Source organism: Sporosarcina sp. P29 (genome assembly GCF_002743265.1).
Lineage (GTDB): Bacteria > Bacillota > Bacilli > Bacillales_A > Planococcaceae > Sporosarcina.
In genome coordinates this window covers 111,473-128,491 of sequence record NZ_PDYX01000002.1, presented here as the reverse complement: position 1 = coordinate 128,491, position 17,019 = coordinate 111,473, and the positions used below count along the sequence as shown (strand labels likewise).

Annotated in this window: 15 protein-coding genes; 9 read left to right on the top strand and 6 right to left on the bottom strand. The window is 39.8% G+C overall.

Going from position 1 to position 17,019, the window contains the following annotated elements:
• Positions 1–20: 20 nt before the first annotated feature.
• The 7 genes from gcvPA (at position 21) to CSV68_RS02435 (ending at position 9,339) form a co-directional block, all read left to right on the top strand.
• Positions 21–1,367 (top strand): aminomethyl-transferring glycine dehydrogenase subunit GcvPA, encoded by a 1,347-nt coding sequence (gene gcvPA / locus CSV68_RS02465; protein WP_099633577.1) that lies wholly within the window; start codon positions 21–23, stop codon positions 1,365–1,367.
• Positions 1,360–2,847 (top strand): aminomethyl-transferring glycine dehydrogenase subunit GcvPB, encoded by a 1,488-nt coding sequence (gene gcvPB / locus CSV68_RS02460; protein WP_099661393.1) that lies wholly within the window; start codon positions 1,360–1,362, stop codon positions 2,845–2,847. The genes gcvPA and gcvPB overlap by 8 nt, the downstream gene beginning before the upstream one ends.
• 238 nt (positions 2,848–3,085) lie before the next feature.
• A complete protein-coding gene (locus tag CSV68_RS02455; protein ID WP_099633575.1) occupies positions 3,086–3,952 on the top strand; it encodes an HD domain-containing protein in 867 nt (288 codons plus the stop codon).
• A 419-nt stretch (positions 3,953–4,371) separates the two neighbouring features.
• On the top strand, positions 4,372–5,208 hold the full coding sequence (locus CSV68_RS02450) for a malate synthase (RefSeq protein ID WP_099633574.1): 837 nt from the start codon (positions 4,372–4,374) through the stop codon (positions 5,206–5,208).
• 350 nt (positions 5,209–5,558) lie between these two features.
• A complete protein-coding gene (locus CSV68_RS02445) occupies positions 5,559–6,545 on the top strand; it encodes a LacI family DNA-binding transcriptional regulator (protein ID WP_158233001.1) in 987 nt (328 codons plus the stop codon).
• A gap of 155 nt (positions 6,546–6,700) precedes the next feature.
• Positions 6,701–7,981, top strand: a complete 1,281-nt coding sequence (gene hisD / locus CSV68_RS02440) for a histidinol dehydrogenase (RefSeq protein WP_099661392.1) — start codon at positions 6,701–6,703, stop codon at positions 7,979–7,981.
• A 41-nt stretch (positions 7,982–8,022) separates the two neighbouring features.
• Positions 8,023–9,339: a GntP family permease gene (locus CSV68_RS02435; protein ID WP_099633571.1), complete on the top strand. Its 1,317-nt coding sequence runs from the start codon at positions 8,023–8,025 to the stop codon at positions 9,337–9,339.
• A 210-nt stretch (positions 9,340–9,549) separates the two neighbouring features.
• Here the strand turns inward: CSV68_RS02435 and CSV68_RS02430 are convergent, their stop codons facing one another.
• From CSV68_RS02430 to queC, 4 genes are all read right to left on the bottom strand, one after another.
• Complete coding sequence (locus CSV68_RS02430) at positions 9,550–11,670, bottom strand: catalase (RefSeq protein ID WP_099661391.1); 2,121 nt, start codon at positions 11,668–11,670, stop codon at positions 9,550–9,552.
• A gap of 182 nt (positions 11,671–11,852) precedes the next feature.
• Positions 11,853–12,341, bottom strand: a complete 489-nt coding sequence (queF, locus tag CSV68_RS02425; RefSeq protein ID WP_099633569.1) for a preQ(1) synthase — start codon at positions 12,339–12,341, stop codon at positions 11,853–11,855.
• Positions 12,342–12,355: 14 nt separating this feature from the next.
• A complete protein-coding gene (locus tag CSV68_RS02420) occupies positions 12,356–12,907 on the bottom strand; it encodes a VUT family protein (RefSeq protein ID WP_099633609.1) in 552 nt (183 codons plus the stop codon).
• Positions 12,907–13,572: a 7-cyano-7-deazaguanine synthase QueC gene (gene queC / locus CSV68_RS02415; protein ID WP_099661390.1), complete on the bottom strand. Its 666-nt coding sequence runs from the start codon at positions 13,570–13,572 to the stop codon at positions 12,907–12,909. Before queC ends, CSV68_RS02420 begins: the two co-directional genes overlap by 1 nt.
• Before the next feature lie 444 nt (positions 13,573–14,016).
• On the opposite strand from queC, the gene CSV68_RS02410 reads away from it, so the two are divergent.
• Both CSV68_RS02410 and CSV68_RS02405 read left to right on the top strand, forming a co-directional pair.
• Positions 14,017–14,442 (top strand): DUF1801 domain-containing protein, encoded by a 426-nt coding sequence (locus CSV68_RS02410; protein ID WP_099661389.1) that lies wholly within the window; start codon positions 14,017–14,019, stop codon positions 14,440–14,442.
• Between the two features lie 23 nt (positions 14,443–14,465).
• On the top strand, positions 14,466–15,014 hold the full coding sequence (locus tag CSV68_RS02405) for a DUF7010 family protein (protein WP_099661388.1): 549 nt from the start codon (positions 14,466–14,468) through the stop codon (positions 15,012–15,014).
• A 158-nt stretch (positions 15,015–15,172) separates the two neighbouring features.
• On the opposite strand, the gene CSV68_RS02400 is transcribed toward CSV68_RS02405, so the two are convergent.
• Positions 15,173–15,340 (bottom strand): aspartyl-phosphate phosphatase Spo0E family protein, encoded by a 168-nt coding sequence (locus CSV68_RS02400; protein ID WP_099633565.1) that lies wholly within the window; start codon positions 15,338–15,340, stop codon positions 15,173–15,175.
• A 398-nt stretch (positions 15,341–15,738) separates the two neighbouring features.
• Positions 15,739–17,004 (bottom strand): ATP-binding protein, encoded by a 1,266-nt coding sequence (locus tag CSV68_RS02395; RefSeq protein ID WP_099661387.1) that lies wholly within the window; start codon positions 17,002–17,004, stop codon positions 15,739–15,741.
• Positions 17,005–17,019: the final 15 nt, after the last annotated feature.

Below are 17,019 nucleotides of genomic sequence, written 5' to 3'. Positions count from 1 at the left end.
GTGAAAAGGGGTAAACTATTATGAAGCATCGTTATCTACCTATGACGGAGCAAGACCAGAAAGACATGCTTGAAACAATCGGAATTTCTTCCATCGATGAACTCTTTTCGGATATTCCGGAAAAAGTACGATTCAAAGGTGAGTATAAGATCAAACCTGCTAAATCCGAAACATCTCTTTTAAAAGAACTTGGACGTTTAGCTGCGAAAAACATCAACGCTCAAGACTATGCTTCGTTCCTAGGGGCAGGAGTCTATGATCACTATCGTCCGATCATCGTAGATCATGTAATTTCACGTTCTGAGTTCTATACGGCATACACGCCATATCAACCCGAAATTTCACAAGGTGAGTTACAGGCGATTTTTGAATTCCAGACGATGATCTGTGAATTGACAGGCATGGAGCTAGCGAACTCTTCGATGTATGACGGCGGAACAGCACTTGCGGAAGCGGGAACACTTGCTGCAGGCCATACACGCCGCAAGAAGTTGCTAGTATCGGCTACTGTTCATAACGAATCACACGCAGTGGTGAAGTCGTACGCTGACGGGCAATACATTGAAGTAGTAACGATTCCACATAATAACGGTGTAACTGATATTGATAAGCTTAAAGAAATGATTGATGACGAGACTGCAGCAGTGCTTGTTCAATACCCGAACTTCTACGGACAAGTAGAGGATCTTCAGGCAATCAGTGATATTGCACATGAAAACGGTGCATTGTCGATCGTTTCGGCGAATCCACTTGCTTTAGGACTCTTAACACCACCTGGAGCGCTTGGAGCGGATATTACTGTTGGAGACGCACAACCATTCGGCATTCCAGAGTCATTCGGTGGACCACACTGTGGATATTTTGCTGTATCGAAAAAGTTGATGCGTAAAGTACCAGGTCGTCTAGTCGGCGAAACGAATGATGATCAAGGTCGTAGAGGATACGTTCTGACTTTGCAAGCGCGTGAGCAGCATATTCGTCGTGATAAAGCGACATCCAATATCTGTTCGAATCAAGCACTGAATGCTCTTGCAGCATCTGTTGCGATGACAGCCCTTGGTAAAGAAGGAATTAAAGAAATCGCGTATCAAAACATCGCGAAAACAGCTTACGCGAAACAAGCATTTGAAAAAGCAGGCTTTGAAGTGAAATTCGGTGCTGCTCATTTCAATGAACTAGTCGTAGATTGCAAATCACCGATTAAAGACGTTAACAAACGTTTGCTGGATCAAGGGATTATCGGTGGATACGATTTGAGTCTTGTGGACGAAAGTCTTGCAAACCACGCACTGATCGCGGTAACAGAACAACGTACGAAAGAAGAAATCGATGCATACGTGCAAGAATTGGAGGCTATCCATGCATAAGGAAAACCAATCACTCATTTTTGAAGTATCCAAACCTGGACGAATCGGTTATAGCTTACCTGAATTAGATGTACCTGAAGTAGATGTTGCGTCTATTTTATCTCAGGGTGTTATTCGCACAGAAGACGCAGAACTGCCGGAAGTATCTGAACTAGACATCATGCGTCACTACACTGCATTGTCTAATCGTAACCATGGAGTCGATACAGGATTCTATCCATTAGGTTCTTGTACGATGAAGTATAATCCGAAAATCAACGAAGCGGTTGCACGCTTCCCTGGATTCGCACGCGTTCACCCGTTACAAGACGAGTCTACGGTTCAAGGTGCACTCGAAGTAGCGTATGATCTGCAAGAGCACTTAGCTGAAATCACGGGGATGCCACAAGTCACATTGCAACCTGCTGCAGGTGCACATGGTGAGTGGACGGCATTGATGATGATCCGTGCTTTCCATGAAGCAAACGGGGATACACAGCGTACGAAAGTACTTGTTCCTGACTCTGCTCACGGTACAAATCCAGCTTCTGCAACGGTTGCAGGCTTTGACACAGTGACAGTTAAGTCGAATGAAAAAGGCTTAGTTGATCTTGAAGACTTGAAATCAAAAGTGGGTCCCGATACTGCAGCATTGATGTTGACGAATCCAAACACGCTGGGTCTTTTCGAGGAAGATATCTTGGAAATGGCGGCAACAGTTCACGGAGTTGGCGGAAAGCTGTATTATGATGGAGCAAACTTGAATGCTGTTATGTCTAAAGCACGCCCAGGCGATATGGGCTTCGATGCGGTTCATTTGAACTTGCATAAGACGTTCACAGGTCCTCACGGTGGCGGTGGTCCAGGTTCAGGTCCAGTTGGGGTAACAGACGAACTCGCTGCATTCCTGCCGAAACCTGTCATTGAAAAAGTGGATGATCGTTTCGTACTAAACTATGATGTACCGCAATCTATCGGTCGCGTGAAGCCATACTACGGAAACTTCGGTATTTACTTACGTGCATACACGTATATCCGCTCAATGGGTCCAGATGGCTTGAAAGCTGTTACAGAATATGCAGTACTCAATGCAAACTATATGATGCGTCGTCTAGAGCCATACTTCGACCTTCCGTATACACAGCATTGTAAACATGAATTCGTCTTATCAGGCCGTCGTCAGAAGAAGCTTGGTGCACGTACACTTGATATGGCAAAGCGCTTGTTAGATTTCGGATATCATCCGCCTACAATCTACTTCCCGTTGAATGTCGAGGAAGCTATGATGATCGAGCCGACAGAAACGGAATCCAAAGAAACATTGGATAACTTCATTGAAGCGATGATTCAAATCGCCAAGGAAGTAGAAGAAAATCCCGAAATCGTTCAAGAAGCACCGCACACAACAGTCATTGGTCGTCTAGATGAAACGAAGGCAGCGCGTAAGCCTGTGTTGCGTTATATAAAAGAACAATCACCAGTAGAAGAAACCGTACAATAATAAAATAGGTTGAATGGAGCACCGCTACAAGTTAGCGGTGCTTTTTGAATTGTATATAATTGAGCGATTGCGTACTACTTACGTTATACATGGTATATTTGAAGAATACCATAGTAAGGATGAATGGATAGTTGATAGAGTACCAAATAAATGTATCTAAATTTTCTTAGTTCATGCATGCAATCAACAAGCTAAATAAAAGTATTTTCTGGGGAATAAACGATATGGGGGTCTTAGTTTGAATACTATTGAAAAAGCTTTCCAATTCGCATTATATAAACATAGAGGACAGTTTCGCAAAGGGACGGATATTCCATATATCACTCATCCTTTTGCTGTTTCGATGCTTTTAAAGCACCATCAGTATAGTGATGATATAGTCGCAGCGGGTTTGCTGCATGACACGCTCGAAGATACGGACACGACTGAAAATGAGTTGCAAAGTCAATTTGGCGACAAGGTACTTGATCTTGTGTTGGCTGCATCGGAGCAAGATAAAACTTTATCATGGGAAGAGCGCAAACGTCATACAATTAAAGAGTTAGGCAGAAAAAACACTGATCAGCTCGCCGTCATTGTGGCGGATAAACTTCATAATCTTCGCTCAATCCAAGAAGATGTTGATTGTGTAGGAGATGCTGTATGGAGTAGATTCAATAGAGGTAAACGTGAACAATCCTGGTATTATATGAGCATTGTGAATGCTTTGAAGCCTGTTATGAAAGACATGCGTCTAGCGCGTATATTAGAAGTGGAAGTGAAAAGACTTTTTGTTGGCGCTAGTAAGCTGATGGATAATGAAATCGATAGGTTATTCAATGTTGCATATAATTTATCGCCAACTGAGGAAGAAGAGTTTAAGAAGCTAGGAATAATAGATTTCGTATACGAAGTAAAAGTGGCTGCAGATACGGTATATAAAAATCAAGATTTTGATGTAATACGTCCGTTGATGGATGAGTTGACGGATCGAGGAATTAAATTTGAATTGAACTCAGACGGGCCATTTATAGTGCTCGCTTTTTGTAATGAATTGCAGCAGCGGTTAGGCTGGTCTGCTGATGATATGTACCGTCACGTTAAAAGGAATATAAGGAAACTCTAGTCGCAGTAGACTAGACTCTCAATATAGCAAGTCCTACTAAGAAAAATTCGACGTTAGCTAATCACCTCATCAAACATGCAGTAAATGAGGGCTGTATATCCATACTATTAAGAGTGAAACTAGTTACATACACAGTCTTGTAAAATCAAAATCGTCTATTATACGATAAACAAATAAGAAATGTCAACCATGAATTTGAGAAATTTCTGATTATGTGTTATACTGTATATGTACAAGTAATCAGGACGGTGTTTAACAATCCTGCGCAACTTATTCCAGTAAGGAATGAAGGGCGCATTTTTTTGAATTTGATAAATGGGTTGTTATATTTCAATCAAATAAAATGTAAACGCACAGATTGTTTTAATCAGATTAACTGTAAAGTAGTTATCAAAGAATTTATAGGAGGAGATTGTCTAGTGAATTTAATTAATGAAGAAATTACTCATAACGTGTTTGGTGAAGGAAATATTGTGGAACATGAGGAGTCATTCATTACCGTTGATTTCAATAAGGATCTTAAAAGATTCGTCTATCCCGATGCATTCGAGAATTTTATTACTTTAAACAATCGAAGTATGGCAGAGTCTTTAGAGAAGGTCTTTGTGGAACGAAAAGCAGAAGAAAAAATAATGGAAAAGAAGCGTAAGGAAGAAAAAGCTATCCAAGTGCTTGAACAGCAACGTAGAGAAATATTAAAAAACCATAAAATTCATGAAAGTTCACAAATTGTTTTCTGGTTAGAGAAAGAACGACAGTCAGAAGTGTTTAACGACTGGGAAATATCGACTGGAAGCATTCAAAGCGGTAAGAATAAAGGGTTACCCAACCCAGTAACTCGTTTACGCCCGAACAGTGCAGGTGTTCTAACAGTGAGAACTTCTGATCAAGCAGAAACAGAAAGAACTATTATTGGACTCTTCATGGTTGGTGATACATTTATTGGTAGTATAGGCGAGGATGGATTGGTTCCTGCTCACCCTGAATACAGAATTCAACTTTCAGAAGAAGAAGCAGAGAAAATGCTTTTCTGGAATTACTACAGAAATAAAAACTATCCTGATCGTACTTCGTGGAATTCTGGTACATTCCGTTACTTTGATAATATTTGGACTGCCCAAATTTTAAAAGATATTATTGCATTAAAGACGGACGAAGAGCAGATTAAAGAAGCAGAAGAGTTTATGAACTATTTCTGTAAATTAAATGCTATTGATATGAATAACATTCCGGAAGCTGAAGGTGCGCTACGTTAACGAGTAGAATCACTTTGGCTGAAGTGCTTTAGTAAAATTGTTAATTACACATAAAGCTGCCAGGTACGAGCACATGATGACTGTGTTGGTACCTGGCAGTTTTTTTGCTTCATTCAATTGTTCTATTGATAAACATCCAGGTCACTGAAAAATATACATCGGATAAATCCCTTATTAAACGTCAATTGATTTCTATAAGTTTGTAAAGGGAATATAATAGTGGGTAAACTTCTAAGGAGACTTCATTTCAAATCTTTAGCTGCATATTATATAATTCATTAGATTGAACAAAAACGTACTAGTGAAAATCATACATAGAATTGAAAAACATTGTAAAGGAATGAATGGAAATGAGAGAAACGGTAACAGCGATGGATGTCGCTAAGTTGGCGGGCGTATCACAATCGTCTGTTTCAAGAGTATATTTTGAAGGTGCATCTGTTTCCGATAAAACTAGGAAACGGGTTCTGGAGGCAGCTGCAGAGCTCGGCTATCGTCCTAACGTATACGCGAGAAGCCTCATAACAAATCAGTCCAAAATTATTGGTCTTGTAATGAAAAGTGTTCAAAATCCATTCTATGCACATGTATTAAAACGATTTAGTTCAATCTTCAAACAGCGAGGATACAGCATCTTATTTGTCTCCACCAATAACGATGAAATTCAAGATGAGGATGTTGAAACATTACTCAACTATCATGTAGCGGGTGTAATTGTAACCGATGCTACGATGTCAGAAACTGTTGGGGAGGAGTTCAAAAAGAATCAAATCCCTCTCGTTTTCTTTAATAGAAAGCCTAGTACTGACGTGTTCCATTCAGTGAGTTGTAATAATTTAGAAGCCGGCCGCTCTATTGCACATTTTTTGGTTTCTACAGGGTCCAATCAATTAGTACTGGTTACGGGTAATGAAGATACCTCTACAAGTATTGAACGTGAAAAAGGTTTTTGTGAGGTCCTTGATCAGCAGAGTATTACGTATCGCACATACAATTCAGACTATACGTATGAAGGTGGATATGATACAGCAATTTCTTTGCTTGAAGAAAATAAATTACCGTCTGCAATTTTTGTTGCGAACGATATTATGGCACTTGGGGTATTAGATGCACTTCGCAAGCATGAAATCCAAATACCGGAACATACTAGGGTCGTTGGATTTGATAATATCGGCATGGCTTCTTGGCCGGCTTACGACTTAACGACATGGGAGCAGCCGATTGAAGAAATGATTGAAGCAACGGTAACGTATTTGATGGAAGAAGTGACATCTTATACAGGATTTGTACAAACGATAGAAGTTGATGGAAAGTTGATTGAAAGAAAAACGACATAAAGTTGTTGACTTTGACGAATAATTAGACTATTATTTTGACGTAGAGTTAAATGCATACGTATGCAGAATGTATTTTACTCAGGCATTCTATACAATGCTCAAATTAGTAATTAGTTAAAACAGAATGTAAGCGGTTAAAAATAGGAGGCGACATCATGGTAAAAGTAATTAAAGCAGGTAAATCTAAAGAAGAAGTAGTAGCTAACGACACGAAGGTCTCTGAAATTGTCTCTGCAGCGTTAAAAGACGTAGAAAGTCGTGGAGATCAAGCGGTACGTGAGCTTTCTGAGAAATTTGACAAATGGACTCCGAAGTCCTTCAGACTAAGTGAATCAGAAATTAAAGAAATTGTTGCGCAAGTGCCCGATAGTGTCATCGAAGACATTAAATTTGCCCAAACTAATATTAAAGCGTTTGCAGAAGCACAGCTTGCTTCATTGCATGATGTAGAAGTAGAGGATATTCCTGGTGTGATTCTTGGACATAAAAACATTCCAGTAAACAGCGTAGGTTGTTATATACCGGGTGGACGGTATCCGATGGTTGCATCTGCACATATGAGTGTGATGACTGCAAAGGTTGCGGGAGTGAAACGGGTTATAGCCTGTACACCACCAATTAATGGGGAGATTCCAAAAGCGACTATTGCGGCCATGTATTTAGCAGGAGCAGACGAAATTTATTTACTTGGCGGCATTCAAGCGATGGGGGCGATGGCTATCGGAACAGAAACCATTGAATCTGTCGATATGATTGTTGGACCTGGTAATGCATTTGTTGCCGAAGCGAAACGTCAATTATACGGTCGTGTAGGAATTGATTTATTTGCAGGGCCAACAGAAACATTAGTTGTAGCAGATCATACAGCGGATGCAGAAATGATTGCGATTGATCTTCTTGGTCAAGGTGAACATGGACCGACGTCTCCTGGCGCGTTGATTACGACTTCGGAAGAGCTTGCACACGAAACGATTAAGGAAATTGCGCGTCAGTTGGAAACTCTTCCAACCGCAGATGTAGCTAGTGTATCTTGGGAAGATTATGGTCAAATAGTAGTCGTGGATTCGATTGAAGAAGCACGGATTGAAGCGGATCGCTTAGCATTTGAACATGTAGAGATTTTAACAGAGAATCCCGATTACTTCCTCGAGAATATGACGAACTACGGTTGCCTGTTTTTGGGACCAGAGACGAATGTAGCATACGGAGATAAAGTAATTGGTACAAACCATACATTGCCGACTAAAGGGGCAGCTCGTTACACAGGTGGATTATGGGTTGGTAAATTCATCAAAACAGTTACCTATCAGAAGATTACAACACCAGAAGCTTCAGCCTATATCGGCGAATACGCAGCAAGACTTTGCTTATTAGAAAACTTTGAAGGACATGCTAGACAAGCACAACTTCGTGTAGATCGATATGGCAAAAAATAAAACTGGTTTTTAAAGGAGCAAGGTAATTAGGAGGAATGACTATGTTAGGAATGATCGGCCTTTTTGCGGGACTTGCGATCTTAATATTTTTAACAATGAAAGGGATGAACCTTCTCATTGCGGCACCAATAACCGCATTGTTTATCGCAATTATGAATGGCATCCCGCTTTTCCCACAGTTAGTAGAAGAAGGCGCGGTCAACTTCTTAACGAACTATATGGGTGGATTTACAGGATTTATCGCCTCGTGGTATTTAATGTTTTTAACGGGTGCGATATTCGGTAAAGTTATGGAAGACAGTGGTGGCGCCGATAGTATTTCAAAATGGATTGTCAGTAAAATTGGTATGAAAAGAGCAGCCTTAGCGGTCGTCATTGCTTGTGCAGTGTTAACATATGGCGGTGTAAGTTTGTTTGTTGTAGCATTCTCGGTATATCCGATGGCGTTAAGTCTCTTCAAACAAGCCGACTTGCCAAGAAGATTCATTCCGGCTGCACTAGCATTTGGTTCTACCACATTTACGATGACGTCAGCAGGATCACCTGAAATTCAAAACTGGATTCCAATTGAGTTTCTTGGAACGAGTCCGTATGCAGGGTGGGAAGTCAGTATTTTCGTAGCACTCTTCATGTTCTTGTTCGGCTATTGGTGGCTGAAACGAATGATTTCAAAAGCTGTCGCTAAAGGGGAGAGGTTTGTTGCAAGGGATACAGATAAGGAAGTAGATATGCAAAGATCTCTACCGAACCCGATACTGAGTATGATTCCATTAGTTGTAGTTCTTGGAATTACATTGCTGTTACATAACTATCTTGGAACCTCTGCATTAATTATTTCCTTAAGTGGCGGTATATTGGCCACATTTATTTTGAATAAAAAGTACTTCCAAAACTTTGGTCATGCAGTAGGGGAAGGTGCGATGGGTGCAGTGATCGCCATCGCCAATACAGCTGCAGTCGTTGGTTTTGGGGGAGTAGTTAAGGCGACACCGGCTTTTGATGCTGCAGTAAATGTCATGACAGATATTCCGGGAAGCCCATTAATTGGTGGAGCGCTTGCGGTAGCGGTCATTGCTGGATTGACGGGATCATCGTCAGGTGGACAAGCGATTGCCTTACCATTATTGGCTCCACACTACTTAGATCTAGGCGTAGATCCTGAAGCGTTGCATAGAACGGTATCCATCTCTTCAGGCTCATTGGATTCACTTCCTCAAGGAGGATACGTTGTAACGACGATCCGATCCATTGCTGGTGAAACGCATAAAGACGCGTATCCGGCGTTTGGCGCATTGTCTGTGGTTGTACCTATACTCGGTGCAGCAGTCGCGGTTATTCTGTTTTCAATTGGACTATAATAATGAAGACCCAACGAGCTGAAACATGGTTTGTTGGGTTTTTAAATTTCCCAGGTAATGAAAAAAAGGTAGGGCGCAGCGCAGTCTTATAGGCGTGGCAAGATTATTCACAACGTTTCACGAAGACTTTCGTAAAGTACTATGAGTATAGTTGGAAAATAAAGAAGCGTCACTCTTCATATGAAGAGTGACGCTTCTTGCTATGAACAATTAGTAAATATCTCGTTCCCAAAATCGTTGTTGGGTAATAGCGAGTACAAAGTCGTCGTTAAACGCGGCGTTATTTTTAGCGAATACAATACCGGGTCCTTTTTTTGCGTCAGACGCTGTGAAAAGGGCGTTTCCGGTTTTGGCAACGCTAATCGGTTTATAGTGTCTAAACGCCTCATTGATAAAATAGACGCTATCCGAATTGAACTTCGGTTGATTCGCTGCCTTACCACCTACTACATAAAGAGAATCGAATAAAACGGGAGCAGTAGTCAAAAACGTTTCATTCACATGAATCTCCAGTCCATTCTTACCTGTTACCGTACCTAGTTTTTCACCGATTGTGTACGCCCATACACCGTATTTCGCTAGATGTTCAATTGTTGTCTTCACTTCTTCATCAGCGAATCCATCGCCAATCAGAATGCCGACTTTTAAACTGTATGGGTAGCGAGGGGTGTTTTCCTGGCTCAGCGCAGGGGACGATTCGGTAACATTGACTTGTTCACCGGTCGGTTTATTCACTCCTACATTGTTTGCGATGAGAGTGGCCATTTCTTGATCGACGTGTGCGAACATATCGACAACTTGCTGCCTGACACTCATACTATTTACTTTTCCGACTTCAAAGCTGAACGCGTTAATAATATGTTGTTTTTCTGGTAGTGACATACTATTCCAGAAAAGTCGGGCTTGAGAAAAGTGGTCATTGAATGATTCGCTTCGGGCTTGAATAATTCGACCTTCCACTTTTTCAGCATAATGAACGAATCCGCCTTCTTTTGCTGTAGAAGTGGAGGGGGTATTGTTAGCTAAGGAATTTTTATGATAACTTACTTTGCCAACATCAATCCGTTGACGATTGAATCCGTTTCGCTGATTGTTATGGAATGGACAAACTGCACGGTTAATCGGAATTTCTGTGAAGTTGGGTCCACCGAGGCGATATAGTTGGGTATCGAGATAAGATAAAAGCCTCCCTTGTAAAAGCGGGTCATTAGTGAAATCTATTCCTGGTACGACATTACCGGGATGGAAAGCGGCTTGCTCGGTTTCAGCAAAGACGTTGGTGACGTTTTGATTTAACGTCATTTTCCCAATGATTTTAACTGGGACGATTTCTTCTGGCCACAGTTTTGTCGCGTCAAGAATATCAAAGTCAAACATGAATTCATCTTCTTCTGCAATCATCTGCACACCAAATTCATATTCAGCAAAATATCCATTATCAATACAATCCCATAGATCTCTGCGTTGGAAGTCTGCATTTTTTCCGGCGATTTTCTGTGCTTCATCCCAGACTAAGGAATGCACGCCCAATATCGGCTTCCAATGAAACTTTACAAAAGTAGCTTTACCTTCACTATTAACAAACCGGAATGTATGCACACCAAAGCCTTCCATCATCCGCCAACTTCTAGGAATGGTGCGATCCGACATTTGCCACATCACCATATGGGCAGATTCTTGATTGTTTGCTACGAAATCCCAAAACGTATCATGAGCAGAAGCGGCTTGTGGCATATCTGTATCGGGTTCAGGTTTGACTGCGTGAACGAGATCGGGGAACTTCATGCTATCCTGGATGAAAAACACAGGTAGATTGTTTCCTACCAAATCATAGTTTCCTTCTTCCGTGTAAAACTTTACCGCAAAACCTCTGACGTCTCTTGCTGTATCAACAGATCCTAAATTTCCTGCCACATTAGAAAAACGTGTGAATACAGGTGTTTTCTGTCCCGGCACTTGGAGAAAGTCGGCTGTAGTATAGTCTTTCATTGATTCATATACCTCAAACTCACCGTGTGCTGCATATCCTCTGGCATGAACGACTCGTTCAGGAATCCGTTCTCGGTCAAAGTGCATTAGTTTTTCTTTTAGGTGTATTCCTTCCATTAATGTTGGTCCACGAACGCCAGCTTTTAATGATTCTTCATCATTTGACACTTTAACCCCTTGATTGGTCGTAAACGATTTACCTTTATTATCTACCTTGAATTGATCCAATTGCTGACTTTTTCGATTCTTGATTCTGCGGCTAGCTTCATTTGTGGATTTGTCTTTCACGAAATCTCCTCCATTACTAGTAAAATTATGATTAATATGATACTCCTCATCCATACTGTATGTATAAGCTTTGTTAAATAGCCCAAAGGTTTATGTGTGGCGAAATAGGCTACATACGTTCTAATGAAAAGACTAGGAGCTGACGTATAGTATCCAGCTCACTTGAAGTAAAAGTGATTTAAAAAATGCCAGGCCCGAAGACAATTCTGGATTGTCATCGGGCCTGGCAGTAAAAATTATCTATTATCTATCTTCTCTGGGTATATATCATGTTGAAATAGTCTTTCCTTAGCCATTTGTTCAAAGTATGTTCCAGGTTTTCCGTAATTGCAATACGGATCTATAGAAATACCACCACGCGGGGTGAATTTGGCCCACACTTCTATATATCTTGGCTCCATTAATTTAATTAAGTCTTTCATAATAAGATTTGCACAATCTTCATGAAAACCTGGATGGTTTCTGAAACTGAACATATAGAGCTTTAATGATTTACTTTCTACCATTTTCACATCAGGAATATATGATATGTATATGGTAGCAAAGTCCGGTTGTCCAGTGATTGGACAAAGGCTTGTAAATTCAGGAATATTAAATTTAACAAAGTAATCATTGCTTTGATGTTGATTCTCAAACGTTTCTAAAACGTCTGGATCATATTCATAGTTATATTTTGTTTCTTGATTTCCGAGTAATGTAAGATTGTTCACACCGTTTTCGGGCATATTCCATTCTCCTTTTAATGTACTTCTGAAATATTAGGTTCATATATATTTAGTTTAATGACAACTTGTCTAATACCGCCTGCAACAATTAACTGCATTAACACTTTCGCTACCCATTGTCCAAGTATGGCATAAGGAACTAATTCCCATGGGACAAAGTTAAGACCCAGTGGACTGATACCGATGATGACAAATAAACTAGAGTCTAAAAACCCCGCTACAGCACCAGAGAATAATACTCTTTTTACAAAAGGTAATTTAAAGCGCGTGTAAATTTCAGTATCTGCTGTTTCTGAAATAATGAAACTAAGTGTACTTGCAAAGACGACCCATAGTTGATCCCCTAAAGAATAACTTGTAAGAGCTGATAATAAGAGGGCGACTCCAATCAAAATGTATGTTTGATGTCTACCGAATCGATTTTGGACCATATCTCTCATGACAAGTGTTAATCCAATGAATAAGGTACCATAAGGAATAATTAGTGGACCAAGTTCAAATGGTGCAAATCGAGCTGTAATTACGTTAGCAAGAATGATGGATAATAAATAAATCGTAATTCGGATCATGAGACGTGTTGTCCTTGTAAGTATTTCGCCAGTCCATCATTTCTTAGCTTGCATGCAGGGCATTCTTGGCAACCATCTGCCATTACACCGTTATAGCAAGTTAACGTGTTCTTTCTTATATATTCCAACCGACCCATTTGATCCGCCATTTCCCAAACTTCCGCCTTGTCTTTCCACATTAAAGGCGTGATCAAATCAAAAGGATAGTCCATTGCTAAATTTAATGTCTCATTTAAAGAACGAATAAACTCGTCCCGACAATCAGGGTAACCACTGAAATCTGTTTCGCTCACACCGGTAATAACTGCATGTGCCCCAACAGTTTTTGCATAGATTGCTGCAAATGAAAGAAATATATGATTCCGTCCCTCAACAAACGTATTGGGTACATTTCCTTCTTCTGCTTCAATGGGCATGTCTTTTCTAGTCAAGGCGTTCGAAGTTAATTGATTGAGAATGTCCATCTGAACTATTTTTTGTTTAACACCTAAGTCTTCCGCGATTTTTGTAGCACAATCAACCTCTAACTTATGTCGCTGTCCATACAAAAACGTGACGGTTTCTACTTCGTCGAATTCTTTCATTGCCCATAACAGGCAAGTGGTAGAATCTTGTCCACCACTAAATACTACAACTGCTTTACTCACTCTACATTCCTCCATAGTTTTGTTTTTAGAGGGGATGGTTTCGAACCCTCTGTAATAATCGTAGAATCCCGACTGATTACGCCTAAGACACTTATGATTATCAGTAGTTTAATATACACTTGAATTGTATAAATCACAAGCAGATTGAAAATTCCCACAGTTACTGTTATCTTTAATCAAATGTGATTATAGATGAAGCTATAGTCATTTCAGCAAGATTGTGACATCATCTGAACGATTTTGCTATTCTTCTTCAATAAATTGAATATGCCATACCAATGATGCAATCAATAATTAGTTGAGCGGAGATGAGCAATGGCATTTACAGGATCATGGTTGGCGAAGGATACAAGAAATAGGTATGTAGGCAGTATTGGAGGCGGCGGGCAAGTGAGGATGTAGAAATTATGATGTACTAGGCATACAGTAACAAAAAATTAGTAGAATGGAGTGTACATGATGTACGAATTAAAAACTAAAGAAACTGATCATAGTGTCATCGAATTCATAGAGAACATTGAACAAGTAAAAAAGCGTGAAGATGCATTTCAATTAGTAGATATCTTTACCGAAACAACAGGGTATCAAGCTAAAATGTGGGGCCCTAGTATTATAGGATTTGGCAAATATCATTATAAATACAATTCTGGTCATGAAGGGGATGCGCCAATCGTTGGCTTCTCACCACGAAAAGCAAAAATTAGTTTATACGTAACACTCGAAACTGAACAGCGCGAGAAATTGCTAAAAGATTTCGGGAAATATACATCGGGAAAGTCTTGTATATACATCAACAAAATAGATGACATTGATATAGACATATTAGAGAAATTAATCAAACAATCTGCAACCTTTATAAATGAAGTCTATCCGAATCAAGAATAAAACGGGAAAGGTGGAAGATTTCCTTGTTGATTGATGAAATGAGAAAAGATTTATCGATCAAAGGGAGAAATGGGATCTCATTTCTTCTCTCTGCTAGTATAATTTGGTTAATCATTACGATTATATTTATGCAGTCAATTGAAATAGCTCAGAAAAATATATGGATGCTTTTTTCGACTGGTTTGATGTTTCCTCTTTCAGTTGGTGTTTCATATATATTAAAGGCTGATTGGAAATTTGAAACTAATGCTTTAGGGAGTCTAGCGTTATATTTAAATTTGGCGCAGATTATCTATTTTCCGATTCTTTTTTGGAGTATGTTAAAAAGTCCCCATGACGCCATTATGATATTTGCTATCATTACAGGAGCTCACCTTTTCACGTATGGGTGGTTGTATTATGCAAAACCTTATTATATTGCGGCTCCAATAATTGCAGTCGGCATGATGTTTTTAGGTTTGTATACAACGACAGACAATCTATGGCTAATACCTTTTTCTATGGTGGGGTTATTATTCATGTTAAGCATGGCGTTAAATATGAGTTATAGAAAGTTAGTAAAGCGTATATGACGTGTTGTGTTGGTCGAAACAGTAACCAATACACAATCTATATTTATCCATAGAGGCAACTTATACTGCATAATCAAGTATTGGATCATACGAAAAGACAGTTCCCAAACGGAAACTGTCTCTCACTTAGAACTATGAGCAATACCTTAGATACAACTTCAATAGTTATGAAAAGCACTTTGCACTCTGTTCAATAAGGTATCTAATCGCTGGCTAGTTTTGACAACGCTTGGATGTGTAAATCCTAAGAAAGCGGCTTTCTTATACATAATAATTCTTTTCACTTCAATTCTTAACAACAAAAAGTTTTTTTTGACAGTTTTCATCAAGTCTATTCCTCCGTAATATATATATTACGCTTCAAATCATGTAGCGGTCTTCTTGCTAGTAGAGAAGCAACCTAGTTATCATATATAACGGAGAATGAAAAGTGTGTCGCATTTTGACTGACTTCAATATTGTTTCTAAGTTATGGCAGAAATGTGTATGAAAATTGATAATTTAACTATAATAAGCGAAATAAAATACCTTCATTCGACACTAGTGTTATTTCCTGTGTAAATGTCTGGTATAAATAATTAGTGAAGATCTAAATAACTGTAGCCTTTATACGTAATGAATTCTGTTCGGTGCGATTCAAATAGCAGAATCAGTGACTCGAGGTAAAAAAATAGAAATATGAAAAAGGTTGCCTGAAGTTTTTCAAGGCAACCTTTTTTGCGGATTAATAACCAATTGTCGAATCGGTCTCCCAGTCATGCCGGGTAGCTTGCCTATGTTGCTTCTGCAACTGGCGGATCCGTTCTTCGTATTGAATAGTCGCCTCATAATGGTAGGTTAGTGCAATCGACATATATAATTCGTTCAACTGTGATACGGAAAGGCCTTTCGTCTGCTTCGCGATTTCTTCAACCTGCTCTGTAGACAAAATCTTTTTGCGGTCCAGTTTTTCAATATATAACTTACGGACTTTTTGTGTCGGAGATTTGATTTCATATGTGCTGTCAAAGCGGCCTGCGCGATTTATAAGGGCCGGGTCGATACGTTCAGGGTAATTGGTCGTCCCGATGATGAATAAGCCATCACGGACATGTACGCCATCGAGGATGTTCAAAAATGTGCTTCTCATATGCTCTGGCATGGAGTCGATATCTTCGATCACGAGGATGGCTGGTGCTAGGCGTTCGACTGTATTGAAAACTTCCTGTACCGAATGACTTCCTGTGAATTCCGTGATTTGCCAGTAGACGACAGGCGCGTCGGTTGTGCCAGTGATGGAGCGCACGAGCGTTGTTTTGCCGTTTCCAGGAGATCCATACAACAAGATTCCTCGTTTATAGGGCAGTCCGTATTCTTTAAAGAATGCACCGCCATCTCGAAAGAATTCATCAATAGAACGAAATAGATCGTTCTTCAAATTTTCATCTAGCAGGACATCATTACGCTCAATTTGAGTGCCGGCGCCATATGTCTTTTTTTCCATACCTTCCTCAGTATCCACTAAGTACGTAATATTCGTTTTCATCGCTTCTCGTTGTAATTGATTTAGCACTTCGATGAAATCTTTAACATGGGTAGCAGATGGTGCGAATACAGTATGTTCTGACCAGGTGGAGCCAGTTGCGACATAATAGCTGATGTTCGCGATGGCGATTTGATGTTCCGGAAAGAAAAGTAACTGATTATCGATTGTTTCAGCACCTTGCAGAGAAAATGTAGTAGCTGATTCGTCTTGCTGGATCTTTTGTGTCGGTAATGTGGCGTAAATATGACTAAGTGATTCGTAAGCCAATTGTTTACGATGAATCAGCTCAGGAAGCATTGTTTCTGTGTAAGAAGCAAATTCGTCCACTTGGATAATTTGCCAGTCAGCTGGTGAACGTTGTTGAAGTGTGTCTAGAATTGCTTCAATGATGACGCCATAATATTGATAATGTGTCAGCTTCTCGTACTGTGCTGACTGTAAAGGAATTAAAAAAGATGGTTTCATGAATAAAACACTCTC

Coding starts and splice junctions, on each gene's coding strand:
- CSV68_RS02410 (WP_099661389.1), top strand. CDS start 14,017: ATGTACGAATTAAAAACTAAAGAAACTGATCATAGTGTCATCGAATTC.
- CSV68_RS02435 (WP_099633571.1), top strand. CDS start 8,023: ATGTTAGGAATGATCGGCCTTTTTGCGGGACTTGCGATCTTAATATTT.
- CSV68_RS02445 (WP_158233001.1), top strand. CDS start 5,559: ATGAGAGAAACGGTAACAGCGATGGATGTCGCTAAGTTGGCGGGCGTA.
- CSV68_RS02395 (WP_099661387.1), bottom strand. CDS start 17,004: ATGAAACCATCTTTTTTAATTCCTTTACAGTCAGCACAGTACGAGAAG.
- gcvPB (WP_099661393.1), top strand. CDS start 1,360: ATGCATAAGGAAAACCAATCACTCATTTTTGAAGTATCCAAACCTGGA.
- queF (WP_099633569.1), bottom strand. CDS start 12,341: ATGCCCGAAAACGGTGTGAACAATCTTACATTACTCGGAAATCAAGAA.
- CSV68_RS02430 (WP_099661391.1), bottom strand. CDS start 11,670: ATGGATGAGGAGTATCATATTAATCATAATTTTACTAGTAATGGAGGA.
- hisD (WP_099661392.1), top strand. CDS start 6,701: ATGGTAAAAGTAATTAAAGCAGGTAAATCTAAAGAAGAAGTAGTAGCT.
- queC (WP_099661390.1), bottom strand. CDS start 13,572: ATGGAGGAATGTAGAGTGAGTAAAGCAGTTGTAGTATTTAGTGGTGGA.
- CSV68_RS02400 (WP_099633565.1), bottom strand. CDS start 15,340: ATGAAAACTGTCAAAAAAAACTTTTTGTTGTTAAGAATTGAAGTGAAA.
- gcvPA (WP_099633577.1), top strand. CDS start 21: ATGAAGCATCGTTATCTACCTATGACGGAGCAAGACCAGAAAGACATG.